Source organism: Planococcus maritimus (assembly GCF_001592825.1).
In the GTDB taxonomy this organism is placed as follows: Bacteria; Bacillota; Bacilli; order Bacillales_A; family Planococcaceae; genus Planococcus; species Planococcus maritimus_C.
In genome coordinates, this window is sequence record NZ_LTZG01000052.1 from 67,477 (window position 1) to 93,240 (window position 25,764).

At 49.6% G+C, this 25,764-nt stretch carries 26 protein-coding genes and 1 other annotated feature; of the genes, 3 read left to right on the plus strand and 23 right to left on the minus strand.

What is annotated here, in order from left to right; genetic code table 11:
- Nucleotides 1–51 precede the first annotated feature (51 nt).
- A complete protein-coding gene (locus AY633_RS15105) occupies nt 52–852 on the plus strand; it encodes a GNAT family N-acetyltransferase (RefSeq protein WP_068489034.1) in 801 nt (266 codons plus the stop codon).
- Nucleotides 853–917: 65 nt separating this feature from the next.
- Here AY633_RS15105 and AY633_RS15110 read toward each other — a convergent pair whose 3' ends face one another.
- The 19 genes from AY633_RS15110 to AY633_RS15200 form a co-directional block, all read right to left on the minus strand.
- The gene (locus AY633_RS15110; protein ID WP_068460316.1) at nt 918–2,213 is read right to left on the minus strand and encodes an arsenic transporter; all 1,296 of its coding nucleotides are present in this window, start codon (nt 2,211–2,213) and stop codon (nt 918–920) included.
- A 15-nt stretch (nt 2,214–2,228) separates the two neighbouring features.
- The gene (locus AY633_RS15115) at nt 2,229–2,558 is read right to left on the minus strand and encodes an ArsR/SmtB family transcription factor (protein WP_068489035.1); all 330 of its coding nucleotides are present in this window, start codon (nt 2,556–2,558) and stop codon (nt 2,229–2,231) included.
- A gap of 133 nt (nt 2,559–2,691) precedes the next feature.
- Complete coding sequence (locus AY633_RS15120; protein ID WP_068489036.1) at nt 2,692–3,210, minus strand: type 1 glutamine amidotransferase domain-containing protein; 519 nt, start codon at nt 3,208–3,210, stop codon at nt 2,692–2,694.
- Nucleotides 3,211–3,281: 71 nt separating this feature from the next.
- Nucleotides 3,282–3,875 carry a DNA-3-methyladenine glycosylase gene (locus AY633_RS15125; RefSeq protein ID WP_068489037.1) on the minus strand — a complete coding sequence of 198 codons (594 nt, stop codon included), beginning with the start codon at nt 3,873–3,875 and terminating at the stop codon, nt 3,282–3,284.
- A 20-nt stretch (nt 3,876–3,895) separates the two neighbouring features.
- A complete protein-coding gene (gene trpA / locus AY633_RS15130; protein ID WP_068489038.1) occupies nt 3,896–4,666 on the minus strand; it encodes a tryptophan synthase subunit alpha in 771 nt (256 codons plus the stop codon).
- Nucleotides 4,663–6,471: a tryptophan synthase subunit beta gene (gene trpB, locus AY633_RS15135; protein ID WP_082799260.1), complete on the minus strand. Its 1,809-nt coding sequence runs from the start codon at nt 6,469–6,471 to the stop codon at nt 4,663–4,665. Before trpB ends, trpA begins: the two co-directional genes overlap by 4 nt.
- Nucleotides 6,471–7,241: an indole-3-glycerol phosphate synthase TrpC gene (gene trpC / locus AY633_RS15140; protein ID WP_068489039.1), complete on the minus strand. Its 771-nt coding sequence runs from the start codon at nt 7,239–7,241 to the stop codon at nt 6,471–6,473. Before trpC ends, trpB begins: the two co-directional genes overlap by 1 nt.
- Entirely contained in the window at nt 7,238–8,230 is a 993-nt protein-coding gene (gene trpD, locus AY633_RS15145; protein WP_068489040.1) for an anthranilate phosphoribosyltransferase, read from the minus strand. The genes trpC and trpD overlap by 4 nt, the downstream gene beginning before the upstream one ends.
- Before the next feature lie 62 nt (nt 8,231–8,292).
- Nucleotides 8,293–8,522 (minus strand) — a binding site (T-box leader).
- 158 nt (nt 8,523–8,680) lie between these two features.
- Nucleotides 8,681–9,829 carry an acyl-CoA dehydrogenase family protein gene (locus AY633_RS15150; RefSeq protein ID WP_068489041.1) on the minus strand — a complete coding sequence of 383 codons (1,149 nt, stop codon included), beginning with the start codon at nt 9,827–9,829 and terminating at the stop codon, nt 8,681–8,683.
- A 23-nt stretch (nt 9,830–9,852) separates the two neighbouring features.
- Complete coding sequence (locus AY633_RS15155; RefSeq protein ID WP_068489042.1) at nt 9,853–10,623, minus strand: SDR family NAD(P)-dependent oxidoreductase; 771 nt, start codon at nt 10,621–10,623, stop codon at nt 9,853–9,855.
- 33 nt (nt 10,624–10,656) lie between these two features.
- Nucleotides 10,657–11,808 carry a thiolase family protein gene (locus AY633_RS15160; protein WP_068489043.1) on the minus strand — a complete coding sequence of 384 codons (1,152 nt, stop codon included), beginning with the start codon at nt 11,806–11,808 and terminating at the stop codon, nt 10,657–10,659.
- Between the two features lie 171 nt (nt 11,809–11,979).
- Nucleotides 11,980–12,876, minus strand: a complete 897-nt coding sequence (locus AY633_RS15165) for a glycine betaine ABC transporter substrate-binding protein (protein ID WP_068489044.1) — start codon at nt 12,874–12,876, stop codon at nt 11,980–11,982.
- An 82-nt stretch (nt 12,877–12,958) separates the two neighbouring features.
- Nucleotides 12,959–13,597: an ABC transporter permease gene (locus AY633_RS15170; RefSeq protein ID WP_068489045.1), complete on the minus strand. Its 639-nt coding sequence runs from the start codon at nt 13,595–13,597 to the stop codon at nt 12,959–12,961.
- Entirely contained in the window at nt 13,594–14,562 is a 969-nt protein-coding gene (locus tag AY633_RS15175; protein ID WP_068489046.1) for an ABC transporter ATP-binding protein, read from the minus strand. The genes AY633_RS15170 and AY633_RS15175 overlap by 4 nt, the downstream gene beginning before the upstream one ends.
- A 53-nt stretch (nt 14,563–14,615) precedes the next feature.
- Nucleotides 14,616–15,458: a GNAT family N-acetyltransferase gene (locus AY633_RS15180; protein WP_068489047.1), complete on the minus strand. Its 843-nt coding sequence runs from the start codon at nt 15,456–15,458 to the stop codon at nt 14,616–14,618.
- A gap of 121 nt (nt 15,459–15,579) precedes the next feature.
- Nucleotides 15,580–16,797, minus strand: a complete 1,218-nt coding sequence (locus AY633_RS15185) for an MFS transporter (protein ID WP_068489048.1) — start codon at nt 16,795–16,797, stop codon at nt 15,580–15,582.
- 98 nt (nt 16,798–16,895) lie between these two features.
- Nucleotides 16,896–17,840, minus strand: a complete 945-nt coding sequence (locus AY633_RS15190; RefSeq protein ID WP_068489049.1) for a DUF4003 family protein — start codon at nt 17,838–17,840, stop codon at nt 16,896–16,898.
- Between the two features lie 53 nt (nt 17,841–17,893).
- A complete protein-coding gene (zupT, locus tag AY633_RS15195) occupies nt 17,894–18,703 on the minus strand; it encodes a zinc transporter ZupT (protein ID WP_068489050.1) in 810 nt (269 codons plus the stop codon).
- Between the two features lie 92 nt (nt 18,704–18,795).
- Nucleotides 18,796–19,446 carry a uracil-DNA glycosylase gene (locus AY633_RS15200; protein ID WP_068489051.1) on the minus strand — a complete coding sequence of 217 codons (651 nt, stop codon included), beginning with the start codon at nt 19,444–19,446 and terminating at the stop codon, nt 18,796–18,798.
- A gap of 191 nt (nt 19,447–19,637) precedes the next feature.
- On the opposite strand from AY633_RS15200, the gene AY633_RS15205 reads away from it, so the two are divergent.
- Together AY633_RS15205 and AY633_RS15210 are read left to right on the plus strand one after the other, a co-directional pair.
- The gene (locus AY633_RS15205; protein WP_068460279.1) at nt 19,638–19,979 is read left to right on the plus strand and encodes a P-II family nitrogen regulator; all 342 of its coding nucleotides are present in this window, start codon (nt 19,638–19,640) and stop codon (nt 19,977–19,979) included.
- A 12-nt stretch (nt 19,980–19,991) separates the two neighbouring features.
- Nucleotides 19,992–21,275 (plus strand): ammonium transporter, encoded by a 1,284-nt coding sequence (locus AY633_RS15210; RefSeq protein ID WP_068460277.1) that lies wholly within the window; start codon nt 19,992–19,994, stop codon nt 21,273–21,275.
- Between the two features lie 483 nt (nt 21,276–21,758).
- Here the strand turns inward: AY633_RS15210 and AY633_RS15215 are convergent, their stop codons facing one another.
- The 4 genes from AY633_RS15215 to AY633_RS15230 form a co-directional block, all read right to left on the minus strand.
- Nucleotides 21,759–22,400, minus strand: coding sequence for a phosphatase PAP2 family protein (locus AY633_RS15215; RefSeq protein WP_068489052.1), 642 nt, complete (start codon nt 22,398–22,400; stop codon nt 21,759–21,761).
- Between the two features lie 129 nt (nt 22,401–22,529).
- Nucleotides 22,530–23,291: an iron ABC transporter ATP-binding protein gene (locus AY633_RS15220; RefSeq protein WP_068489053.1), complete on the minus strand. Its 762-nt coding sequence runs from the start codon at nt 23,289–23,291 to the stop codon at nt 22,530–22,532.
- Nucleotides 23,288–24,238 (minus strand): iron chelate uptake ABC transporter family permease subunit, encoded by a 951-nt coding sequence (locus AY633_RS15225; protein ID WP_068489054.1) that lies wholly within the window; start codon nt 24,236–24,238, stop codon nt 23,288–23,290. The genes AY633_RS15220 and AY633_RS15225 overlap by 4 nt, the downstream gene beginning before the upstream one ends.
- On the minus strand, nt 24,231–25,181 hold the full coding sequence (locus AY633_RS15230; protein WP_068489055.1) for an ABC transporter permease: 951 nt from the start codon (nt 25,179–25,181) through the stop codon (nt 24,231–24,233). The genes AY633_RS15225 and AY633_RS15230 overlap by 8 nt, the downstream gene beginning before the upstream one ends.
- Nucleotides 25,182–25,764: the final 583 nt, after the last annotated feature.

A 25,764-nucleotide genomic window follows, 5' to 3' on the forward strand; every position in this document is an offset into this window, starting at 1 on the left:
ATGGTATTATATGACTAACTAATCCTATAATTTTGGAAGGAAGAGGTGCCAGTGACTATATTATTGGAAAAGAAATACATTCCACTATCCCATTACTTTGAAGCAGCCACCAATTCAAGCATCCGTTTGACCTTCTCGGAAATTGAGCAGATCATGGGCCAGAACTTGCCGAACGCTGCCTATTTGAACAAAAGCTGGTGGAAAAAATCCAAGCCTCCAGCGAAGCATTTCCATGCCTGGATGGACGCTGGCTACCGCGTGACAGATATTGAACCTGATCGTTATGTGGTGTTCGAAAAAGCGGACGCTAAAAACACGGCATCCAACGCAGAGGCTGAGGATAAAGACATTTTGTTGATCCGCACAGCAGAACACGGGGACGCCCGGTCGCTAGCCTTGCTTCAAAAAGCTGTAGAGGCAGAATCGGATTTTATGCTTTACGGCAAAGACGAGCGCTCTCTCTCGACACAGCGCGTCCGCAAGCAAATCATCGAATGGAAACAAAGCGGCCACTCCGCCATTATCATCGCCATCTTGAACGGCCAGCACGTTGGCTATCTGATGGTCATCGGCAACGAAGCAAAACGGGCAGAGCACCGGGCAGGTCTAGTTCTCGGCCTGCTAAAGGAGGCGCAAGGCAAAGGCATTGCCAAGTCACTTCTTGAAAAAGCGGAAGACTGGGCCAAACAAAAAGGCATTTCCCGCCTCGAGCTGACAGTCGTGGAAGCTAACGACCGCGCTCGTAAGCTGTATGAAAAAGCAGGCTTCCAAGCAGAAGGTACGCGCCAACGCTCATTGATCATCGATGGCAAAGAACACGACGAAATCTACCTGGCTAAGTTTTTAGATTGAGCCAAGAAATTCAAAAAACGCCCATCCATTCACAGTCGAATGGAGGGCGCTTTTTATTGCGTCGATTAATTAAGTACGGTTAACCATAGATACAGCCCGGTCAAGGTGATGAACAAAGTTGGGACAGTGAGGATGATACCGACCTTGAAATAATAGCCCCAGCTGATTTCGACGCCTTTCGTTTTCAAGACATGCAACCATAACAATGTCGCAAGCGAGCCAATCGGCGTGATTTTCGGCCCTAGGTCAGAGCCGATGACGTTGGCATAAACTAAAGCATCACGCATGACGCCATTCGTACTTGTCTCCGCAATGGCCAATGCATTGATCATGACGGTCGGCATATTGTTCATGCCGGACGACAAGATCGCCGCGATAAAGCCCATGCCGATCGTCGCCGCATACAAGCCGTGTCCTGCGGTCCATTCGATTGCCTGTGCGAGCACCGAAGTTAATCCGACATTGCGCAAGCCGTAAACAACGACGTACATGCCGATTGAGAAGAAGACGATCGCCCAGGGCGCGCCTTTTAGCACGGTCATCGTTTCGACGTGCTTGCTGTTGCGCGCAATCGCCAGGAAAATGATCGCGATGGAACCAGCGATCAAGGAAACTGGAATTTCCAGCGATTCGCTCATGAAGTAACCGACCAGCAAGATCGCCAGCACGACCCAAGACAAGCGGAAGATACGGATATCTTTAATCGCCGTATCCGGTTTTTTCAACACGCTCGGGTCAAAACGGCCTGGGATATCTTTTCTGAAGAACAAATACAGCACAAGCATGCTCGCCAGGATGCTGAATAAGTTTGGAACCACCATATGCAAAGCGTATTCCGTAAAGCCGATCCCGAAGAAATCAGCCGAGACAATGTTGACCAAGTTGCTGATGACAAACGGCAAAGACGCTGTATCGGCGATAAAGCCGGATGCCATGATAAACGGCAAAATCATCGTATCGCGGAATTTAAGCGCCCTGACCATTGCAAGAACGATCGGTGTCAAGATTAACGCCGCCCCGTCATTGGCGAATAATGCAGCGACTACTGCACCGAGTAAGGTGACCAGCAAGAACATGCGCAAGCCGCTGCCTTTGGCAAAACGCGCCATATGTAAAGCTGCCCATTCGAAAAAGCCGATTTCATCCAAAATCAAGGAAATGATGATTAAAGCGACAAAAGTCAATGTCGCATTCCATACAATCCCCGTGACGTCCCACACATCGCCAAAGTCCACGACGCCAAATATCAGCGCAACCACGGCCCCTGCAATCGCCGACCAGCCGATCGACAATCCGCGTGGCTGCCAAATCACAAAAAGCAATGTGACCAAAAAAATAATAATTGCTAACCAAACATCCATTCCATCTACAACTCCTTAAGTACAATTCACTTTCTTGCCTTCAGCAATTAACGATTCCACCGTGCGCTCTGGTTCCGGCAACATCGCAAGAAGAGTTACGAGCACCTCGAAAAGCCCGTGCTCTTTATTGAGCGACCAGATCGTCCAGCGGCCCCGCTTTTCTTCACAGATCCATTGCGCCTGCTTCAATTTGCGCATATGCTGGCTGATGGCCGGCTGCGACGTGTCCAGCAGCTCGGTGAATTCGCAAATACACAAAGCCTCTTTCGACAAGTATTTTAAAATCAACAGACGGTTTCCATCGCCGACCGCTTTCAAGCTTTGTTCCATTTGTTGATAGTCCATTTCATCCACCCCTTTTGGCAACGGCCTTCATTATATAAGCGATCACTTATATATGCAAGAGGCCACCTCCATTTTCTAGAAGTGTTCACACAAAAAAACCGCCCCCTATTACGGGAGCGGTTCGGTTGGTCTATTATTTGTTTTCAAGCAATTTCAATGACTCGCGGTTGAATGCCGGGATATCGTCTGGCTGGCGGCTTGTCACCAATTGATTCTGGCACACCACGACTTCTTCATCCACGACGGTTGCGCCGGCATACTCCATATCGACTTGGATCGACTTGAAGCCTGTTGCTTTACGCCCTTCCAAAGCTTTCGCCGTAATCAATAGCTGCGGCCCGTGGCAGATCGCGAAGACGGGTTTTTCCGAATCCATGAACGCTTTCGTGAACGTCACGAAACGATCGTCACCGCGTAATTGGTCTGGTGAAAAACCGCCCGGTAACAATAGCGCATCAAATTCATCCGGGTTCACATCATCGATGCCTTTATCGATTGTGACGACGGCTTCACCTTGCTTGCCGGTCACTTTTTTGCCCGCTTCCTTTTCGATATTGATCAGTTCATGGCCTGCTTCGTTAAATGCTTTTGCCGGCTCTGTATACTCTACATCTTCGAACATATCTGTAATCAACGTTGCAATTTTTGCCACTTTCCTTCACTCCTTCTGTTTTATGTGCTCCCTCTCAGTATTCCACGAATTGGAACGCTTAAACATCCGGATTACGGACGGAATTTCGAGACAAACGGATTATCCGACTCCCAGAAGCGGTACGGATAATGGACGGCTTCCTGCGAATTTCCGATGCCGACGCGCGGCCCTGTCGATACAGCATGAACAGCATCCCCCTCAGCAATGTACAGCGGGCGCTCGGTAAAATGATGACCGTTATAGTCCATCGTGATGCCCAGCGCTTTCGTCAATTTACCTGGCCCGTTCGTCCACTGCTTCATCGGCATGTGGTGGCCTCTGCGCTCTGCCATGAATTCGGTGCCTTCAATCGGTTCGACCGCACGAATCAGGATGGCGCGTGGCTCATCTTCCGGCCCGCTGACGACATTCACTAGCGTATGGGTATGCATTTGATAGGTATACACAAGGCCCGATCTGCCAAACATCACTTCTGTCCGCTTCGTGCGGCGGTTGCCAAAACTGTGCGCAGCCCGGTCTTCCGCCCCCATATAAGCTTCAGTCTCAACGATTCGGCCGGCAACGATTCCCTCAGGCCCTTCGTGGACCAGAATTTTCCCTAACAAATCGCGCGACAACTCTAATGTCGGCGCCTCGAAATATTTCGCATCTAACGGTTCGAACATAACGATCCCTCCTGAGGGCATTATACCGAATGAGGAGCCGTTACTGCATCAATCAAAGGTTCCACGTCTTCAATACGCCCTTCGTGGAAAGCTTGGACGATTGCGCTGCCGACAATAAACCCGTCGACATCATCCCGCAGCATATCGACATGGCTTTCTTTAGAAATGCCAAATCCAGCATAGACCGGTACAGGGCTTAAATCCCTTACCTTGCGTGTAAATGCGCCGACTTCTTCTGCCAGCTCATCGCGGCTTCCGGTAATGCCAGTGACGGTCACTGCATAAACAAAACCTTCTGCCTGCTTCAAAATCTCTTCCAGGCGACTCTCGATCGTTGTCAACGTGACGAGTTGAATCAGCACAAGTTCATGTTGTTTGGCGAATGGCTCGATCAATTGACGATGCTCAAACGGTAAATCCGGAATGATAATGCCGGATGCTCCTGCTTTTTTCGCTTCTTGAGTAAAACGCTCTGCGCCGAAGCGAATGACTGGATTCAAATACGTCATGATGACAAGCGGCACTTTCACGTCAAAGTCAAAACGCTGCATCTCCTCTAATACTTTCTCTAAGGTAATTCCTTCAGCAAGCGCCCGGTTGCCTGCGGCTTCGATCGTCGGGCCATCAGCGACTGGGTCCGAGAACGGAATGCCGACTTCAATCGCCGTTACGCCGCGCTCTTGCAAATGCTGGATCTGCTCACCTAATTTTTCAATTCCACCGTCTCCTGCCATGATATAGGCGACAAAGGCTTTATGTCCTGCTTGTTTTAATTCTGCTAATCGTTTCATGACAGCCCCTCCAATTTCTCGGCGTATGTCGCCATATCTTTATCGCCTCTGCCGGATACGCAAATGACGAGTATTTCATCCGCTGTCATCGACTGGGCTTGCTTTTTCGCCTCCGCAATCGCATGGGCGGATTCCAAAGCCGGAATGATGCCCTCAAGGCGTGACATCTCAATGACCGAGGCAAGCGCCTCATCATCTGTGATCGCTTCATAGGTCACACGCCCGTTGTCCGCAAGGTGAGCGTGTTCCGGGCCGATGCCCGGATAATCGAGCCCGGCAGAAATCGAATGCGCTTCTTGCACTTGCCCGGCATCGTCTTGCAAGATCTTCATCATAGCCCCGTGCAGCACACCTTCCGATCCTTTAGTTAAAGTAGCTGCATGGCGATCCGTATCCACGCCTGCTCCAGCCGCTTCTGCGCCGATCAAGCGGACCGATGCATCTTCGATAAACGGGTGGAACATGCCGATTGCATTGGAACCACCCCCGACACACGCAACAATCGCATTTGGCAGACGCCCTTCTTTTTCTAGGATCTGCCGTTTTGTTTCTTTGCCGATGACGCTTTGGAAATCGCGCACCATCGTCGGGAATGGATGCGGCCCAAGAGCTGAACCGATCAAGTAATGCGTATCTTCGACATTGGTCACCCAGTAGCGCAGCGCTTCGTTTACCGCATCTTTCAGCGTGCCGCTGCCTTTTGTCACACTTTCTACGCGCGCGCCCAATAATTTCATGCGGAACACATTCAGTTGCTGGCGTTTAATGTCTTCTTCACCCATGAAGACGACACAGTCTAAATCGAACAACGCACAGATGGTAGCCGTCGCCACGCCATGCTGGCCAGCTCCGGTTTCTGCGACAATTTTGCGTTTGCCCATACGCTGCGCGAGCAAGGCTTGGCCAATCGCATTGTTTACTTTATGTGCGCCGGTGTGGTTTAAATCCTCGCGTTTCAAATAAATCTTCGGACCGCCCCACGCTTCTGTCATGCGTGCCGCAAACGTCAGCGGCTGTTCACGACCGACGTATTCTTTCAAGTAATGGTGATATTCTTTTTGAAACTCATCGTCATTCTTTGCATCTTCATAAGCCGCTTCTAGTTCTTTGACGGCCTTCATCAAAGTTTCCGGTACAAACTGGCCGCCGTAGCGCCCGAAAAACCCTACTGGATCTATTGTCTTCTCCTGTGTTCTCTCCATCGAATCACCCTTTGCCTGTAGTATGAATTGCTGGATTTTCACTTCATCTTTCCGGCCGTCCGTTTCCACGCCGCTCGATACATCGACCATGAACGGATTGGTTTGGCTAATGGCCGCTTGCACATTGTCTTTATTCAATCCACCCGCTAAAATCAGGCGGCTATGTTCCAAATTGGCGTTTTCCAAAAGGCTCCAGTCAAATACATGACCACTGCCCCCGCGGTAGTCGGTGCCCGGCGCATCGACCAATACATAATCTGCAATCGAGCTGTTCAGTTTTTCTACATCGCCCGGCGTGCGGATCGAAAATGCTTGGATGACCGGCACTTCGATGCGCCGAATCAATTCGTCCGTTTCGTCGCCGTGCAATTGCACCATCGTTAGCGGCACCGTTTTGACGGCTTTGTCGATTTCTTCATACGAAGCGTTGACAAATACGCCGATCCGCTGTACGCCGTTGTCTGCTAGACGCGACAATTCCTGCGCCCGCTCAATTGATACACGCCGCCTGCTCGGGGCAAAGACAAATCCGATGGCATCCGCTTGTGATGCGGCTTTAACGTGCTGCTCTTCCATCAATCCACAAATTTTAACACGTGTCATTACGCACCCTCCTGTCCTGTCGCCCGGCGGATCCAGCTTGCCGGGTCTTCCGAACGCATCAACGCTTCTCCGACCAGCACACCTTGTGCTCCGAGTTCATAAGCCCGGTGCGCATCCGCTGTGTCGTTCATGCCGCTTTCACTAATCAGAACCGAACCGCTGCCGAACGGAAATTGACCAGCCAGTTCCGCGGTGCGTTCGAGTGAAACTTCAAACGTTTTTAAATTGCGGTTGTTGACGCCAATCAACTGCGCCCCAAGTGCGACGGCTTTTTGCAATTCTTCCGTATCGTGCACTTCCACCAAAATTTCCAATTCGAGCGACTGTGCATAACGGAAGAGGCGTTCTAACTCTTCATCCGCGAGCGCTGCGACGATCAATAAGATGATGGTCGCTCCGGCCGCTTTCGCGCGCTCGATTTGAATTTCACTGACCATGAAGTCTTTGCAAAGCACCGGTACCGAAACGGCCCGTGCCACTTTTTTCAAATCTTCGATAGAGCCTTTAAAATATTGTTCATCGGTTAACACGGAAATGGCTGCTGCGCCAGCTCCTTCGTATTTCAAGCCTTGCTCTACGACATCCACTTCCATACGGATAGCACCTTTTGACGGCGAGGCGCGCTTGATTTCTGAAATGACGCCACGGCCATTCCGTAATGTGTCAATGAGTTTCGGTTTACCCGGAAATTGCTCAGTGGCCGGATAACTTTCTTCATAAGCAGTGATTTCCTGCCGCTTTGTCTCCATGATTTTATCCAATATGGTCATACAAGTACCCCCGATGTTAGGCGATGCAATTCGTAAACACGCGCCGTTTCTCCTGAAATGATGGATTTTCTTGCTTGATGCACGCCTTCTGCGATACTTGCGGCGCGACCGCTTACGTAAAGGACCGTTCCGGCATTCAGCGCGACCGTATCCAAGTAAGCACTCGGCGTGCCGCTGATGACTTCTTGGAAAATTTCGGCGTTGCGTTTTGAATCGCCACCGCGAATTGCTTCGATCGGTGCTGTCTCGAGCCCTACTTCGTGAGGGTGAACCGTCATGCTGCGCTTGCCATTTTCGTCAAAAACGATCAATTGATTCGTTCCGGATAGTGATAATTCATCCAGCCCGCCTGCTCCATGGACGATGGCTCCGCGTTTTCTGCCAAGCCGCATCAAGGCATCCGCCATCGGTTCCATCATGTCCGAACGGTACACGCCGCTCATTTGGACAGTGATCGGCAAAGGATTGGCGAGAGGGCCGACCAAATTGAAAATGGTTGGCGTCCCGATTTCTTTTCGCACCTCACGCAAACCACCAAGCACTGGATGGACCGCCGGCGCAAATAAGAACGCGATGCCTGTTTGTTCAATTAGTGATGGAATTCCTGCCAAAGGCAATTGAGTAGAAATCCCGATCTCTTCCAATAAGTCCGAACTGCCGGTCTTGCTGGACACGCTGCGATTGCCGTGCTTTGCCACTCTCATGCCGCATCCTGCCAAGACAAACGCTGTCAACGTACTGATATTAAAACTAAACGATTTGTCGCCGCCCGTTCCGCAAACATCGACCAATTCGCCCGTCATTTCTGGGAGCTTCACCGCTTTTTCGCGCATTGCGCGGACCATACCGACCAACTCATCGGCCGTCTCGCCCTTTTCGTGCAATTCCGTCAAAAATTCTTTCATCTGCTGGCGATCCATGCGCCCTTCTAATACTTCTATCGCTTGTTGCTTCATTGTTTGTTCATTCATATTCTCTGCTCTGCTCATCTCAATCTCTCCTCGTCTTGTTTTTGGATACAAAAATCCCCGCAACCGGGACTTACTCCGGTTGCGGGGACGGTTTTAACCGCGGTACCACCACGCATTAATGCATTTTGCACTCACTTAAACAGGCTTCTTCAGCCTTTCCCTTTAACGCAGGGATACGTCCGCCATACTCGCTTCCGCTTTCCGGCTGGCTCTCATAAGTCCATTCGCACAGCGCATCCAATCAGCTTTCACCACCCGCTGACTCTCTACATGAACACCACTGCCTACTCGTCTCAGTCTTAGATTTCCACTGTTCTGTTCTCGTCTTTGCTAACTCTTCTCTCGAATAGACTTGCCGCTACCAACAAGTTGTTCTTCATACTAAAAGGTTTTGTATATTCTGTCAAGTGGTAACTCCTGCAAGCCAATCAAGCTTTCTAGAAGCCCCGCAACTTGGAACCGCCTTCTTCACAGCCCCATCCGTTTAGCGATGATGGTTTTCATGATTTCATTCGAACCGGCATAAATCGCAGCCACCGGAATGTCCCGGTAGCGACGGGCGATTTTGTATTCTTCCATATACCCATAACCGCCGTGTAATTGCATGCAGTCGCCCGAAATTTTCTTCGCCGTCTCTGTCAGCCAATATTTCGCCATCGACACTTTCGAGACAACGTCTTTTCCGGCCATATGGTCTTCGATCAACGACTCTAAAAACGCTTTGCCCAGTTCAATCTCCGTTGCCATCTCCACTAGCTTGAACTGCGTGTTCTGAAATGCGCTGATGGGCTTGCCGAATGCTTTGCGGGATTTCACATAATCGATCGTCATCTCAAGCATGTCTTCTGATGCGATTTGTGCGGCAAGCGCCACGACGAGCCGCTCCTGCTGCAATTTTTCCATTAAGTATGTAAAGCCTCGGTTCTCTTCTCCCACGAGATTTCCGGCAGGTACCCGGCAATCTTCGAAATACAACTCGGAGGTGTCTTGTGCGTGAAGTCCGACTTTATCGAGCTTGCGTCCTTTCGTGAACCCGGGTGTCCCTTCTTCGACCATTAACAGCGAGATGCCTTTATGCTTCGGCTCCGCTTTTGAATCGGTTTTGACGACCACTAGCACGTGGGTGGAATTAATGCCGTTGGTGATAAAGGTCTTTTGTCCATTGACGATGTAATCGTCGCCGTCTTTTACAGCCGTTGCGGAAATACTGGCGAGATCCGATCCAGCCCCAGGTTCCGTCATTGCGATGGCTGTGATGTATTCACCGCTGATGCAACCGGGCAGCCAGTCCTGTTTTTGCTGTTCCGTGCCATACGCTTCAATATAAGGAACGGTAATGTCATTATGGAGACCCACTCCCGTCAAACTTGCCCCGACGCGTTCCATCTCTTCGCCAATAATGACGCCGTAGCGAAAATCAAGGCCAAGTCCACCATACTGCTCTTCTACTTGAGGGCATAAAAAGCCCATATCCCCAAGTTTTCTCCAGAATGCTTTTGGGATAAGGCGGTCTTTTTCCCATTGTTCGTAATAGGGCACCGCTTCTTTCTCTAAAAATTTACGCAAGGATTTACGGAACATTGTATGCTCTTCTTCTTCAAAACGATATCTCGCCATCATTCCCACTCCCTTTTCTTCCCTTATTTCGGTTGCATGCGAATCGCGCCGTCCAAACGAATCACTTCGCCATTCAATAACGGATTGTCGACAATGCTTTTGACCAATTTAGCGTATTCAACAGGACGGCCTAGGCGTGCGGGAAACGGCACCGTCGCAGACAGCGAAGCGATGGCGGATTCTGGCAAGCCTTCGAACATTGGCGTTTCCATAAGTCCTGGCGCGATCGCTAAGACGCGAATGCCATCACGTGCGAGTTCACGGGCAATCGGCAAAGTCATTGAGACGATCCCACCTTTTGATGCGCTATAAGCTGCTTGGCCGATTTGCCCTTCAAAGGCTGCGACAGAGGCGGTCGAAATAATGACGCCGCGCTCCCCTTCTTCATTCGGTTCGTTGTCTTGCATTGCGGCCGCAACGGCACGCAAGACATTGAAACTGCCGACTAAATTGACTTGGACGACTTTTTCGAAACGCTCGAGCGCAAGCGGTTGTCCTTTTGACATGACTTTTCCTGGCGTGGCGATGCCTGCGCAATTAACTAGCAGATTGATATGGCCTAGTTGATCGACTGCCTGTCCCACACTTTCTTCCACTTGAAGCGCATTCGTCACATCCGTTTCGATAAAACCGACTTGCCCCTCGTCGAAATCAGCCATGACTGCCTGCGCACGCTCTTCGTTAAGATCGAAAATGACTGCACGACCTCCGCTTTCTGCAATGTGACGCACTGTTGCTTCCCCTAATCCAGAAGCTCCTCCAGTGACGATTGCTTTCACTTTAGAAAAGTCCATTTCTCTCTCCCCTTTAATTATGTCTTGATCAAATTAAGAAAGCCGTTCAATGATCGTCGCATTGGCCATTCCCATGCCTTCACAAATCGCCAGCAAGCCGTAACGGCTATCCGAGCGCTCAAGTTCGTGAACGAGCGATACCAATAATTTCGTTCCGGTCGCACCTAAAGGATGCCCCAATGCAATCGCGCCACCGTTGACATTAAGCTTATCCGGATCTCCCCCGATATCCGAAAGCCATGCGAGCGGAACAGGCGCAAAGGCTTCATTCACTTCATAGCGATCCATATCTGCAATTGACAGCCCGGCTTTCGCCAGCACCTTTTTCGTCGCCGCTATCGGCCCCGTCAGCATCAACGTTGGATCGGAGCCGACTACTGTGCGGGCAAGAATACGCGCTTTCGGTTTCAATCCAAGCTCCTGCGCTTTTTCGTTCGACATCAATAAGACAGCGGATGCCCCGTCACTCATTTGGCTGGCATTGCCTGCTGTAATAACGCCTTGTTCATCAAAAGCAGGCTTTAACCCAGCGAGCACTTCTTCGGTCGTCCCCGGTCTTGGCCCTTCGTCTGTCGCGACTTTCTGGAAACCGCTTTGTTCTTCCGGCACTTCAATCGAGACAATTTCCTTGTCGTAGTGTCCGCTTTCAATTGCATTTTGTGCGCGTTCATGGCTCTTCACTGCATAAGCGTCTAATTGCTGCCGGCTGAATCCCCATTGTGCCGCAATGCGTTCTGCTGATAAGCCTTGATTGATGATTTCGTATTGATCGGTCAATTTTCCACTCGGCTGCGCCCCTTGCATATTAGAGAACATCGGAACGCGCGTCATGCTTTCCACACCGCCTGCAATAACGATATCCATATCACCCGCAAGAATCGCCTGCGCACCAAAGTGAACAGCTTGCTGGCTCGATCCGCATTGGCGGTCGATGGTTACCCCAGGCACAAAATCCGGGAAGCCGGCGATCAATGCAGCGGTTCTTGCAATATTGCCGCCTTGTTCTCCCGATTGAGAAACACAACCGAGAATGACGTCTTCTACCAAGCCTTTGTCGACGCCCGACCGTTTCATCAATTCGTCTAACACGACAGCTGCCAGTTCATCCGGGCGCATTTCATTTAATTTGCCTTTGCGCCTGCCGACTGGCGACCGGACCCCTTCAACGATGACTACCTCTCTCATTTACCCTCGCCCCTTTTTGAAATCGCTTTCATTATATTAAACTGAATTGAATGACTATTCACTCACCTTTATTTATTGTACAAGACTCTTCCACGGATTACTACACGAAAAACTACCAACAACCCTTGCGCATTAAAAAAACCCTGCAGCAACATGCCGCAGAGTTTGTGATCATTCTTCGATTAACCCTTTTTCAATCAGGAATTCACGCGCTACTTCGTTCGGGATTTCTTGGTCTGCATCTACTCGCGCGTTCATCGCAAGCATTTCTTCTTCTGTGATCTGTCCGGCAAGTTCGTTCAGCAACTCCTCAAGTTCAGGATATTCTTCGAGCGTTTCCATCCGGACGACCGGTACTGCATCGTATTTCGGGAAAAACGACTGGTCGTCTTCTGTCGTTTTTAAGTCGAACAAGTCGATGCGACTGTCGGTTGTGAAGGCCGGGATCACATCGACGTCCCCATTTTGGACCGCTTCATACATAATCGCCGGATCGAAGCTTTCAGTTGCTGAAAACTCGAACGGGTATGTGGCAACCATGTCATCATAGCCGTCTCCTTGGCGTTCATAAAATGGATGCGGCGCCCCGAAAGTCATGTCTTCAGATTTCGAGATTTCCGCAAGGTCTGAATAAGTGTCCGCATCGTAGTCTTTGGCGTATGCCAACGTATAACCGTTTTCAAATCCGAGTGGTTCGAGCCATGTAGCGCCCAATTCTTCTTCATAACCTGCCCGCACTTCTTCTAATACTTCTTCAGAAGACTGTCCTGGCGTCGACTCCCGCTTCAAGACGTCTTTCAAGCCGGTTCCGGTGTATTCGACGTACATGTCGATATCGCCTTGCTCAAGTGCTGGCGTCAAAATCGATACTTCCCCGAGCCCTTCTTCGTATTCCACGCTATAATCGGAATTCGCTTCGATATACTGTCCGACAATATGCGGCAAAATGTATTGTTCTGTCCAAGGCTTGCCACCGATAACGATTGGTTCGGAATCCGCTCCCCCACCGCTACATGCCGCTAAGACTGCGGACGTTCCAAGCAAGATGCCAAATGCTGTTTTTTTCATTGATGCTCCCCCTCTACGGCCCGTGTCGAGCCTATTTTCCTTATTTATCATACCATTCCCGCTCACGGCATCACTGCCTGCTTTAGATTTTCAAGCCTTTTGGCGTGGCCCGTTTTTCGATCCATTTCAAGATCAAGTCAAACCCGATCGCCAATAAAGCAACCGGCAAGGCGCCCGCAAGCACTAAGGAATTATTATACGATTGCAGACCGCGGTAAATAATGTCGCCAAGCCCGCCCGCACCGACAAAAGTAGCGAGCGTCGCGATGCCGACCGTCAAAACCGTTGCAGTACGGACGCCTGCCATGATAAACGGTAGCGCAAGCGGCAGTTCGATTTGACGCAGAATCTGCGTTCTCGTCATGCCCATCCCGCGCCCCGCTTCAATTGTTGAGCCATCGACCCCGACAATGCCGGCATATGTATTCCGCAAGATCGGCAATAGCGCATAGATGATCAATGCAATTAAAGCTGTCGGCGAACCGATGCCAAGTATGGGCACTAAAAACCCGAACAACGCTAAACTTGGTATCGTTTGAAATATTGCCGTCACACCGATGACCGGTTCAGCAAAGCGCCGGTAGCGAGCGATGATGACGCCAGTTGGCAAAGCGATAGCAATGCCAATCGCCACTGCTACAAATGATAAATAGATGTGTTCAATAAAGGCATCTTGGATCATATCCTGCCTGCTAATAAGTGTATCGACAAATGCATTCATGCCGTTGCCCCCTTCCCTGTCTGAAGAGCAGCTCTCAAGAGTTCACGTTCTCCGGCGAATCCGACCACTTCACCTTTATCGACTACAGCAAGGCGCGGCTTGCCGCTTTGCTCCAATAGCTGATGGGCATCGCCGACTGACATTCCTGCCTCTGCCGGCTCGGCCTCTCCAGCCCAATCTGTCTCATAAAGAGACACAAACTCCTTCAAACGCCGCTCTCCAAATGAACGTTTCTGGTTAATGCGTTCGGTACCGATGAAATTCCGCACAAATTCGTTGGCGGGTTCATCGATCAATTGTTGCGGCGTTCCAATTTGCTCGACTTGGCCATCTTTCATCACGACGATGGTATCGGCAATTTTCAAAGCCTCGTCCATATCGTGGGTGACAAAAATAATCGTTTTATGGATTTCTTGCTGCAAATGGCGCAGCTCGTCCTGCAATTGTTCTCGGCTGATTGGGTCGAGAGCCGAAAACGGTTCATCCATCAAGACGATGTTCGGGTCTCCTGCGAGTGCACGGACGACGCCGACTCGTTGCTGCTGGCCTCCGCTCAATTCCAACGGATACCGCTCCATAAAGACGTCCGGATCCAATCCGACGAGTTGCAGCAGTTCTCTTGAACGTTCGTCGGTTTTATCTGCAGGCCAATTCAATAACTTCGGCACCAGCGAGACATTATCAGCAATGGTCATATGCGGAAACAGGCCGATACGCTGGATGACATAACCAATCGACCGCCTCAGCTTCACCTCATCCATGCCGGTGATCGGTTCATCATCTATGTATATGGCGCCTGCTGTCGGATTTTCCAGCTTATTCACCATTTTCATTAAGGTCGTTTTTCCGCAACCACTTGGGCCAATAATGGCAGTCAGCTGGCGCGCGGGCAGATCGAGCGTAATGTCTTTCAACGCTTCCGTCCCATCTGGAAATCGTTTTGTGACCTTGTCAAAGCGGATCATTCGCTTCGCCCCCTTTCATTTGGTCGTTTTTCTATACCCTTATACACAGGTCGTTACTCCCCTGTCGGCTCCCCGAGTTTTAAGTGTACCGTATTGGCGATCTGTTCATAGCCGATTTCTTTGTAAATTTTATTGGAAGTGCCGTTCGACAAGTCTGTATAAAGCATAGCAAAATCATACTCATTCAGCAGCTCTTCTGTAACTTCGGCAACAAGTGTCCGGGCATAGCCTTTTTTCCGACACTCTTTGGGCGTAAAAACAAACGAAACGGTAATGCCATGCTTGGATGGACGCGCTTTTTTCATACAAGACACAACGCGCCCTTCGTCTTCCCAGAGAAATACTTCCTTGCGCAAGATGAAGTCGGCGATTTTTTCTTCGGACTCTTCTAATGAGGGATTTCCGATATCGGTTTCTTCACTAAACAATTGATACCATTCAACTAACAAAGGCGCATCTAGACGATTCGCCACTCGCCAGCTGCCAGGGCTTTTCGCTAGTTTTCTCTGCACTGCGTCAATTCGGTACAAGCCTTGGTCCATCGCAACGTCCGCAGTTCCTCCCCAAGCCGCCGCAAATTTACTAGCTGTCGCCTTGTCCCCGATGACCCCGGAAACAGTGATCTCGGCACGGCGGAATTCCACAGCCGCCAATGCTGTCACGACTTCTTCCTCACGTAAAACGATCAATTGCAAAGGATGCGGCGGTGTTATCAAGGCCAGTGCAGCCATTCCTTGCGCATCTTCTGCAAGCCCCAAAAAGAAGGTTTTGTAGCGGCCTTGTTCAATCTGGCCGAGCACGCCGAGAAATAAACTATATAGATCTTCCCTTTGCTCCAACAATGGACGTGCTTTGTCCATATACAAATCAATTTCTCGATACCATTTCCACTCCATGTTCCCACACTCATTCCCATTAAATTCAGTTGTTTCTTAACTTATTGGCTATTTCCCCCTCATTCCCCTTTTACGATTTAGTGAAAATAAAAACGCGGACCCTTCTCAGGCCCACGTTTCATCATTCCAATTCCATTTGTTTCGTTTCAGTTCCAAGGAAGGCGACTGCCATTGCGCCGATCAATATCGAGACGCAGAAAATCGCAAAAATTACATTGATCCCAAACCCTGCCGTCAGCATCGAACCAACAAGAAGGGGCCCGAGAATGCCTCCGATGCGCCCAAATGATGCGGCCATTCCTGTGCCTGTCGCACGGATGACTGTCGGATATTGTTCAGGCGAGTAAGCGTAAAGCGCTCCCCATGCCCCCAAATTGAAAAATGACAAGAACGCTCCAGACACTACCAGCGCAGTAACCGTATCGGCATTTCCGAAAGCCAACGCGGAAGCGGCCGTCCCGATTAAATACGTCACCAACACGAATTTCCGGCCAGCACGCTCAATCAGCCAAGCTGCCGAGAAATACCCCGGTAATTGCGCAAGCGTCATGATCAGCACATATTGGAAACTTTGAATGAGCGGAAAGCCTTTCATGACCATAACACTCGGAAGCCATAGGAACATTCCATAATAAGAGAACACTACAGTAAACCAAACAATCCACAGCATGATTGTCGGGCGCCGGTAAGTTTTCGACCAGACATCACGGATATTCGTCGAAACCGAGCGCAGCACGTCTTTTTTCGCTGTGAACTGCGGCGAATCCGGCAAATTGATGCGCAAGTACAATGCATAAAAAGCAGGCAAGGCCGTCAGCAATAGCGCGATTCGCCAGCCGTATTCAGGGATGATGAAGTACGAAATAATCGCAGCGACCAGCCAGCCGGCAGCCCAAAAACTCTCAAGCAATACAACAACCCGGCCCCGGTCTTTTGCCGGGACACTTTCTGACACCAAAGTCGAAGCGACCGGCAATTCTCCGCCAAGCCCCATCCCGACAAAGAAACGCAGAATCAGGAAAGCGGCAAGCGTCGTAGTAAACGCCGAGATGCCGCTCGCCAGCGAGAACAATAATAAGGTGATGATGAAAATTTTCTTGCGCCCGACACGGTCGGCGTAAATGCCGAAGACAAACGCGCCCACAGCCATCCCGATCGAATTGACGCTGCCGATCCAGCCCATCTGTTGGGAAGTCAGCCCCCAATCTTCATGAAGCGCCGCAATGACAAACGCCAAAATCCCGACGTCCATGGCATCAAACAGCCAGCCAAGTCCCGCGACGCCCAATAGTTTCCGTTGTGAAATAGGTTTTGTATTTTTTTCTGTCGTAGTTGTCATATTCTTTCCCCTTGTCTTGACACTTGTCTGTTATTGTTTACACCCTAACTATACCGCTACAGGCATAAAGTGACAAGGGATGTCTGAGAGCTTCGTAATCAGCTCCCGGAATTATTGGAAGAAGCAATGATTGCACTCATGCCGAGCATCATCGCTGCTTGCTGAGCCTGCAAAAGCATTTCGACCGAAGCCGCGAATACTGCCACGCCTTTATCATGAAGCTGCACTGATTCTGCCAAGGTCAATTGGATTGCTGATGGGAGAACCCACTGGCCGTACCAGCGGAATAATTTCGATGCTTCTAGCTCGCGGGCCATGTCCACAACCGCACGCAAAGCTTCACCATCCGCTTTTGCGACAGCCAAAAAGCCCAGCATAGGATAATGTTCCGCACGCACTTTTATCTTTTCCGCTTTCAGAAAATCACGAATTGCCACGACCCGGCCTGCTACTTCCGGCTGAAATACGGGTGAATCGAATGTCAGAACCTGACTTAGCCATTGCAGCTGATTGCCGGCTGAAAACCCTTGAGGTCGCAACTCCTTATAATAACGGTTCATGGTTTCCGCACGCTCCCGTACACCTCCTTCTTGATTCGACAATAAGGCGACGTATGGGATATCTTCACTCGACGTAAGGAAAGGGTGATGGGTTTGCATGGCCTTATACAATTCCCTCGCACGCCCCGCCTCTTCTGGCTTTGTCATCATCAAACCGCCGAGATAAGTATAAGAACTCTTCCAGAACTTGTACTCGTTCAAAGCTCGTTGGTTAGCGTTCAGCAATTCCAACGCTTCTTGTGCAGGCTTTTCTCCAAGCGTCAAGTAAGCCGCGACGATATGGTGAAGACGTGCTCGCAATGGCGACAAGAATCCTTCTTGATTTTTGATAAGCTCAGAAACTTGGCGATGAGCGTCCTCATCAAATTCACGGCCGCGGCTCAAATAAATCATCGCAACTGCAAGCGACACTTGCTTATCGGTCGTCCAACCCAGCACCTTTGAAATCCGCTCGTAAGTTTCCTCAATTTTTTTGACTTCCATTGAAAAACGCCTCCTTGACCCGTTATACGGCCAAAGAAGCGTCAGGTTTCAAGTTATACGAGAAGAACAAGGCTAAGTGCCATAACTGCCATTCCGGCAACCAATCCGTAAATCGATAGATGGGCTTCGTCATAGCGCTTCGCCGCTGGCAATAATTCATCCAATGAAATGAATACCATAATCCCTGCAACACCTGCGAAAATAATGCCGAACAGCGTATCGCTCAAAAAAGGCATCAAGAATAACCAAGCAGCAATCGCGCCGACTGGTTCGGAGACCCCTGAGAGAAAGCTGTATTGGAATGCTTTCTTGCGGCTGCCGGTTGCGTAGTAGATCGGTACCGACACTGCGATGCCTTCCGGAATATTGTGGATCGCGATCGCTATTGCAATCGCAATACCGAGCGCCGGATCCTGGATCGCTGACATGAATGTCGCGATGCCTTCCGGAAAATTGTGGATCGCAATGGCGAGCGCCGTGAAAATCCCCATCTTGCGTAGCCGGGCGTATTCGTCGTTCGTCGGCCCTTCATCCATGTCTTCCACCGTCCGTACTTCATGGGGATTCCCCATTTGCGGCAGGATGCGGTCAAGAACTGCCATGAAAACCATCCCGCCAAAAAAGCCGGCGAGTGTCAGCCAATAGCCAGCCGTCTCTCCTTGTGCTGCTGTCAGTGCATCTTTCGCTTTAAAGAAAATTTCGATCATGGAGACATAAATCATGACCCCCGCCGAAAATCCGAGTGATACAGACAGGAACTTCGTATTGGTTCGCGAAGCGAAGAATGCGATCAAACTGCCGATCCCGGTTGCAAGCCCTGCAAAAAGCGTCAAGCCAAGGGCCAATAAAACCGTACTGTCCATAGAGCCAACTTCCTTCCAGTAGTAATGAATAAAGCTATTCTACTCTAGTAGTTTCCTTTGTACAACTTTCTTCAATGAAGGGAGATTTCGCATCATTTATATGCTTCGTTGCGCAGTAACCGCCCGAGCTTTTCCCAATCCGCATCTTTATGCTCTCGCACAGCCGGGTTATAAAAGACGCTCGCTGGATGGAACGTCGGAAAAATGTGGTAGCTCTCTTCTGTTTCCAAGAACGCGCTCGCTTCTTCGTCCCAGTAAAGAATTGGCGTTTCCATTAAAACTCCGTGCAATTGCATGATCTTAGCCTCTCGCCCAATAAGTCGCTGCAGGCCGACATTGCCGAGCGTTACAATTACGGGCGGTTTTACAGCATGGATTTCTTCATCCAGAATCGGTGCATGAGCAATGATTTCTTTTTTGGTGGGGGCACGGTTGTACTTACGCTTTATCATTTCACCCCCGCGGCTACGTTTTTCTCCCCATTTATACGGCCGGCTTCTGACCGCACTCGTAATATAGACATCCTCTCGCGTGAGTCCGACGCCTTCGAGTGATGCCATCAATTCTTTGCCGGCGCGACCAGTAAACGGGATGCCCGTTTCCACTTCGTTCTCCCCTGGCGCTTCTCCAACCAACATCAAAGCAGGAGACTCCGGGCCACTTCCCCAGACAAAACCATCTACCGGAAACCCTTCGATACGCTTCTTGCCCATTTCCGCTAATTCTTGAGAAATTCTATACATTCCCATCACCCTTTCTTACATTCATCGAATTTTATTTTTCCGTTAATTAGCGCGATTTGCAATCGCTTTCACGTAAGAAAACCTAACATATATTAAAAATAACACTTGCATTGTCAGAAAATATTGATTAATATGTTAACAAACCTAACACGCAAACCATGTTAGAAAACCTAACATAAGGAGGAAGTCGCATGAAAAAGATTGAAACTATTATTCGCCATTCTGTTTTTGCCGACGTTCGGCAAGCTCTGGCCCTTGAAGGAATCGACGGCTTGACCGTAACGGAAATCGCGGGAATCGGCAAACAAGAAGGACGCGTTGGCCTGTTTCGAGGCAACGCCTACCGCATGGAGTTTTCTCCGAAGCTCAAGTTAGAAATGGTCGTTGAAGATGAAAAAGTCGAAGACATCATCCAGGCACTCCTCGATTATGCCTCTACTGGCGAAGTCGGTGATGGAAAAATCTTCATCTATCCCTTAGAAGAAGCCATCCGGATTAGAACAAAAGAACGCGGCACCGTCGCGATAGGATAAGGAGAGATTATTATGGAAGCTGTACAAAGCTCAGTTGATATGCTGTGGATCATGCTCGGTGCCATGCTTGTGTTTTTCATGCACGCCGGATTCGCCATGGTGGAAACAGGATTCACTCGCTCTAAAAATACCCTCAATATTTTGATGAAAAACATGATTACCATCTCACTCGGCTCCATCCTTTACTTTATCGTCGGTTATGCTTTAATGTTCGGGCCATCGTCGTTCGGTTTGATCGGTACGGAAGGATTCGCTTTATCAGGTGTTACGGATATTGGATTCTTCGTCTTCCAAGCCGTTTTTGCCGCTACGTGTGCTACGATCATCTCGGGCGCCGTCGCAGAACGTATGCATTTGACTGCCTATATCCTTTTGACCGTCGCTATGACTGCTATCATTTATCCAGTTGTGGGCCATTGGGTATGGGGAGGCGGATGGCTTGCTGAAATTGGCTTTATCGACTTCGCCGGTTCTACCGTCGTCCACTTGACAGGAGCCGTCGCCGCCTTTATCGCTGCTTGGAAAATCGGCCCGCGCCTTGGGAAATATTCCGGCAAAACAGTCAATACGATCCCTGGCCACAGCTTGCCACTCGGCGCACTCGGCGTATTCATCCTATGGCTCGGATGGTTCGGGTTTAATGGCGGCAGTACGCTCGCTGCTGATCCTGCACTCGTGCCGCCTGTCATCGCCAACACTTTGCTCGCCGCATCGGCTGGTGTTCTAGCGACTGCCGGCTACACTCGCTTACGCTACGGCCGCATTGATGGCACTTTGACGATGAACGGCGCGCTCGCTGGCCTTGTCGGCATCACTGCCGGCGCTGCCAATGTGTCGTTCCTTGGCGCCATCTTGATCGGCTTGATCGCCGGTATCATCATGACGGAAGCTGTCCATCTATTGGATACGAAAATCCGCGTGGACGATCCGGTAGGGGCTGTATCGGTTCACGGAATCGCCGGGGTTTGGGGAACGCTCGCGATCGGATTCTTCGATGTGAACAGCGGATTGCTTTATGGAGGCGGAGCTGAAATCCTCGGTATCCAGGCAGTCGGCGTCTTGGCTGTCATCGCTTGGGCTTCCTTGTCCACAGGAGCTGTCCTGCTATTGATCAGTGTCGTGACGCCATTGCGTGTAACGGCAGAAGAAGAAGAAACCGGTTTGGATTTTGCAGAACACGGTTCTCAAGCTTATTCGATGCAAGACGTGCTGCGCGGTTCATCTGGCAGAGCGGATAATTTCGCAGACCGCCTGAACCAACTGGGGGAAGAACGGCCAGCTTCAAACAAAGCATAAAATAGAGAGAATGAAGAACTTAGGGGTTGCTAATAAAAAAACGAACGGAGAAAATACTCTCCGTTCGTTTTTTCAGAGTGTTGAAGAAGTCCGCATTTTGCTATCAATTATGAAAGAGAGAACCTTTTTCTATATCCAACATTCAATAACCTCTCTAAGTATTTGGAGAAGCGTTCGCTCGTAAAACCTTCTGCTCAATAATGCTGCGCATTACTTTCGCAAAGATAATGTCTCCCGTAGGTCGATCTTATCTTTCCTGTGGGACCAACGGGTTTGAGAAACCCCACAGGGAATGAATGAGCGAAGCTTGACTGAGTTCATTCATTTGCGACGCTTGAGCATAGCGAAAGTGGAGCAAGCCGAGGAGGCTCGATTCCCGCCCCACGGAGTCGTGCGATAAGCTTCAGAAAATACGACTTTATCATTTCCTCGACAGCCTGGAAAAACGAACGGAGAAAAACTCTCCGTTCGTTTTTTCTTGCTTTAGTTTGCATCTTCCTGCTCGGTACTGCGCATATACTGGCGCTTGCGGAATTGCCGCTCCCTCATTTCATACCAAATGGCCACTAAGACAAATATAGTATAGCCAAGAAACAGCCCTGCCAGCACATCCGATAGGTAATGACTGCCATTTGCCACTTGCGACAAAGACGTGAGCACAGTCAACAAGATCGCAGCTAGCCAGATCGCCAGGCGAAGCGATTGCGAAACGGCCCGTTCGCCAAGAAAATACGCCAAAGTGAACAAATACAATAAGCCGACCATCGCGTGATTGGACGGAAATCCATAAGACGCCAACTCTTCAGGAAACCCTGGCATCGGCCGGGCGAACCATTGCTGTAGCAAATGATTAAGCGCATTCCCTGCTCCCACCGCCAAAAAGACGAACAGCATTCCCCGGTAGTTGTGGCGGAACGCCCATAAGAACACAAGAAGCAAAAAACTCACCACAAAAATCAGCCATTGCTCCCCGATGAACGACATGGCCTGAAGCCACCCGATACCACCGAACAATGACGCTGCACGTTCGTCCAGTTCCCGAATCGCTTGCTGCTGATAATAGTAAAGAATGCCGAAAAACCCAAGCAATGTCGCCATCGCCAACGGATAAAAGACTCGTTTCATCTCTGCACCTTCTTTCCTGCCGCATCGATCGAGCGCTCTAGAAATCTTCGCGCAATAAAAAACCTGCATGGAATACACTTCCACACAGGTTCCACATTTCCTTGTTTTCGCACGCAATAACTTCGCCGTTCAGGAATTGAAATAGACGCAAATTCGGCAGTTATCCATTTGTTGGATCGGGATGTCCATATCGTAAATTTCCTTCAAGGCATCCGATTGAATGATTTCTTCTGTCAGTCCGTCTTTCACGACGCGGCCATTTTTCAGCGCGACAATGCGATCTGAATACACGGAAGCAAAATTGATATCGTGAAGAACGATAATGACCGTTTTCCCGAGTTCATCGACCAAACGGCGCAAGATTTTCATGATTTGCACGGAATGTTTCATATCCAAATTATTGAGTGGCTCATCCAATAAGACATAATTGGTATCTTGCGCAATGACCATCGCGATAAAGGCACGCTGGCGCTGGCCGCCGGACAATTCATCCAAATAGGAATGCTGCATGTCCTCGAGGTCCATATAACCGATTGCCTGGTCCACCATTTGCTCGTCTTCTGTGTTTAATCGCCCTTTGGAATACGGAAAGCGGCCGAAAGAAACCAATTCCCGTATCGTCAAGCGCACATTCATAAAATTCGATTGCTTCAAAATGGACACGCGCTTTGAGAATTCATTGGACTTCATCGCCTTCGTGTTGGTTTGATCGATCAACACTTCCCCGGTATCGGCATCCAACAGACGGCTGACCATCGACAAAAGCGTCGATTTCCCCGCTCCGTTCGGCCCGATGAACGATGTAATCTGCCCTCGCCGGATATCGACCGAGACATTTTCCACGACTTGTTTTTTTCCATATAATTTCGTCAGTTCACGGACTTGGATCATTTAGACCGACTCTCCTTTAATAGCAAATAGATGAAATAGACGCCGCCGATGAAATTGATGATGACACTGAGCGTCGTGTTGAATGTGAAAATATGTTCGACGACCCATTGTCCGCCGACCAGCGCCACAATACTGATGATGCTCGCACCGGCGATCACAACTGAATGTTTATAGGATTTGAAAAATTGATAGGATAGATTAGCGACGATCAAGCCGAAAAACGTGATCGGACCGACCAAGGCAGTCGCAATCGCAATCAATACCGCAGAAAGCACAAGCATTTTCTTAACGAGCGAATCGTAGCCTACGCCAAGATTCACTGCCGTATCGCGCCCTAAAGACAGCACATCGAGCGACGCATTATGGCGCCAAGCCAAACCGAGCAAGACAATAATGAAGAGCAGTGAAATCCACACCAAATCAGCATTGACGTTATTGAAACTCGCGAACATCCGATCCTGGACGATCTGGAATTCGTTCGGGTCGATCAGTACTTGCAGGAAAGTCGAGACGCTGCCGAAAAACGTACCGAGAATGATGCCGATCAGTAATAGGAAATAAATCGGCTGGTTGTCTTTCTTGAACAATAATTTATAGAACACTAAAGCGAAGATGACCATGACGGCGATTGACAGCAAGAAGTTCACTTGCTGGTTGATGATCGTGATATGCCCTGACCCCAGGAAGAATATCAACAATGTCTGCAGCAGCATATACAACGAATCCAAGCCCATGATGCTCGGTGTCAAAATGCGGTTGTGGGTAATGGTCTGGAATACCACTGTCGCATACGCGATTGCCACACCCGTCAGCACCATCGCGAAGACTTTTACGCCTCGTCTTGGCAGCGCATAATCAAAGCTGCCGTTTAAATTATCGAATAAGTACAAGCCGCAGGCCGCTGCGGCAAGCCCAATCAAAATCCACATTTTATGTATGTCACGCATATGCTTTCCTCCTAAATAGCATGATTAGGAAGATAAAGCTTCCGATAACGCCGACCATCAGGCTGATCGTGATCTCATATGGATAAATCAACACGCGCCCGAGAATGTCACATACCAGCAAGAAAATAGCCCCGAGCATCGCCGTATGCGGCAAGGTTTTTTGAAGATGGTCCCCTTTGAAAATCGAGACGATATTCGGAATGATCAAGCCAAGAAATGGGATCATGCCGACCGTCAAGACAACAGTCGCCGTGATGAGCGCGACCAAAGTCAAGCCGATGTTGACGACACTGCGGTATTTCAATCCCAGGTTTTTCGAGAAATCCTCCCCCATGCCTGCAACCGTAAAGCGGTTGGCGTACATATAGGCGATGATGAAAACCGGTACACTGATGTAAAGAAGTTCATAGCTGCCTTTCATGACCATCGAGAAATCGCCCTGCAGCCAAGCCGACATGTTTTGGATAACGTCCGCGCGGTAGGCGAAAAATGTGGTGATCGAAGACAGGATATTGCCGAACATCAAGCCAATAAGCGGAATAAAGATGGCATCTTTGAATTTGACGCGGTTGAGGATTTGCATGAACAAGAACGTGCCGGCGAGTGCGAAGAAGAAAGCCACCGCCATTTTTTCGATCATGGACGCGTTCGCAAATAACAGCATGGATACGAGAATCCCGAGGCGTGTCGCATCGAGCGTCCCGGCAGTCGTCGGCGAGACGAATTTATTGCGGCTCAATTGCTGCATGATGAGCCCAGCCATACTCATGCCTGCTCCCGCAAGTAAAATCGCGACTAAGCGCGGAAAGCGGCTGACGAGGAAGATCTGTGTTTCTTCCGATTGAAAATCCAGAAGATCTAGGGGACTGATGCTGCTGACTCCGACAAACAGGGAGATGAGCGATAGAAGGATCAATATGGGTAGTAGAATACGTTTTTTCATGAAATGCCGCTCCCTATCTAGTGCTATTGCCAATTGAGAATGATAATGATTATCAATGACTAACTGTTTTTTAGTATAGCAGTATAAAAAATAGCGTCAAGGGATAATTGAGAACTATTGTCATTAAGAATGTCAGCGCTTTGAAATGTTCACTTGTTTTTCAAATTTGGTGACCGACTTTTTGCATCACTTTTGGAGTCGCCGCCCTGCTTTGGGTTGGCCTTTCACAATGAGCCAAGAAGAGCGCTTGTCTCATTGCTTCGGCTCACCCTTAACGCAGGTCGGCTGAGACATTTCATTGAGTGAAGTGTGTTTAGCCAGATCTGCTTCTTTAGGCGTTTCCGGCTAGTTGGGGAATCACTTCCTGGGTTGGAGGGTGAGTGCGACGAGGGATTTGGCTTCATTTTTGGAGTCGCCGCCCTGCTTTGGGTTGGCCTTTCACAATGAGCCAAGAAGAGCGCTTGTCTCATTGTTTCGGCTCACCCTTGACGCTGGGCGGCTGGGAGTGGTAAGTCAACACAAAATCAAACAACTTTTTTAAGGGAAGACAGCCGGTAAGCAACCGGACTGAGGTAGCCTAACG

What these genes read in the sequence shown, in the direction of transcription:
- AY633_RS15110 (WP_068460316.1), bottom strand. Translation starts at nt 2,213, where the DNA reads ATGGATGTTTGGTTAGCAATTATTATTTTTTTGGTCACATTGCTTTTT.
- AY633_RS15115 (WP_068489035.1), bottom strand. Translation starts at nt 2,558, where the DNA reads ATGGACTATCAACAAATGGAACAAAGCTTGAAAGCGGTCGGCGATGGA.
- AY633_RS15125 (WP_068489037.1), bottom strand. Translation starts at nt 3,875, where the DNA reads ATGTTCGAACCGTTAGATGCGAAATATTTCGAGGCGCCGACATTAGAG.
- trpA (WP_068489038.1), bottom strand. Translation starts at nt 4,666, where the DNA reads ATGAAACGATTAGCAGAATTAAAACAAGCAGGACATAAAGCCTTTGTC.
- trpB (WP_082799260.1), bottom strand. Translation starts at nt 6,471, where the DNA reads ATGACACGTGTTAAAATTTGTGGATTGATGGAAGAGCAGCACGTTAAA.
- trpC (WP_068489039.1), bottom strand. Translation starts at nt 7,241, where the DNA reads ATGACCATATTGGATAAAATCATGGAGACAAAGCGGCAGGAAATCACT.
- trpD (WP_068489040.1), bottom strand. Translation starts at nt 8,230, where the DNA reads ATGAGCAGAGCAGAGAATATGAATGAACAAACAATGAAGCAACAAGCG.
- AY633_RS15150 (WP_068489041.1), bottom strand. Translation starts at nt 9,829, where the DNA reads ATGGCGAGATATCGTTTTGAAGAAGAAGAGCATACAATGTTCCGTAAA.
- AY633_RS15155 (WP_068489042.1), bottom strand. Translation starts at nt 10,623, where the DNA reads ATGGACTTTTCTAAAGTGAAAGCAATCGTCACTGGAGGAGCTTCTGGA.
- AY633_RS15160 (WP_068489043.1), bottom strand. Translation starts at nt 11,808, where the DNA reads ATGAGAGAGGTAGTCATCGTTGAAGGGGTCCGGTCGCCAGTCGGCAGG.
- AY633_RS15165 (WP_068489044.1), bottom strand. Translation starts at nt 12,876, where the DNA reads ATGAAAAAAACAGCATTTGGCATCTTGCTTGGAACGTCCGCAGTCTTA.
- AY633_RS15170 (WP_068489045.1), bottom strand. Translation starts at nt 13,597, where the DNA reads ATGAATGCATTTGTCGATACACTTATTAGCAGGCAGGATATGATCCAA.
- AY633_RS15175 (WP_068489046.1), bottom strand. Translation starts at nt 14,562, where the DNA reads ATGATCCGCTTTGACAAGGTCACAAAACGATTTCCAGATGGGACGGAA.
- AY633_RS15180 (WP_068489047.1), bottom strand. Translation starts at nt 15,458, where the DNA reads ATGGAGTGGAAATGGTATCGAGAAATTGATTTGTATATGGACAAAGCA.
- AY633_RS15185 (WP_068489048.1), bottom strand. Translation starts at nt 16,797, where the DNA reads ATGACAACTACGACAGAAAAAAATACAAAACCTATTTCACAACGGAAA.
- AY633_RS15190 (WP_068489049.1), bottom strand. Translation starts at nt 17,840, where the DNA reads ATGGAAGTCAAAAAAATTGAGGAAACTTACGAGCGGATTTCAAAGGTG.
- zupT (WP_068489050.1), bottom strand. Translation starts at nt 18,703, where the DNA reads ATGGACAGTACGGTTTTATTGGCCCTTGGCTTGACGCTTTTTGCAGGG.
- AY633_RS15200 (WP_068489051.1), bottom strand. Translation starts at nt 19,446, where the DNA reads ATGTATAGAATTTCTCAAGAATTAGCGGAAATGGGCAAGAAGCGTATC.
- AY633_RS15205 (WP_068460279.1), top strand. Translation starts at nt 19,638, where the DNA reads ATGAAAAAGATTGAAACTATTATTCGCCATTCTGTTTTTGCCGACGTT.
- AY633_RS15210 (WP_068460277.1), top strand. Translation starts at nt 19,992, where the DNA reads ATGGAAGCTGTACAAAGCTCAGTTGATATGCTGTGGATCATGCTCGGT.
- AY633_RS15215 (WP_068489052.1), bottom strand. Translation starts at nt 22,400, where the DNA reads ATGAAACGAGTCTTTTATCCGTTGGCGATGGCGACATTGCTTGGGTTT.
- AY633_RS15220 (WP_068489053.1), bottom strand. Translation starts at nt 23,291, where the DNA reads ATGATCCAAGTCCGTGAACTGACGAAATTATATGGAAAAAAACAAGTC.
- AY633_RS15225 (WP_068489054.1), bottom strand. Translation starts at nt 24,238, where the DNA reads ATGCGTGACATACATAAAATGTGGATTTTGATTGGGCTTGCCGCAGCG.
- AY633_RS15230 (WP_068489055.1), bottom strand. Translation starts at nt 25,181, where the DNA reads ATGAAAAAACGTATTCTACTACCCATATTGATCCTTCTATCGCTCATC.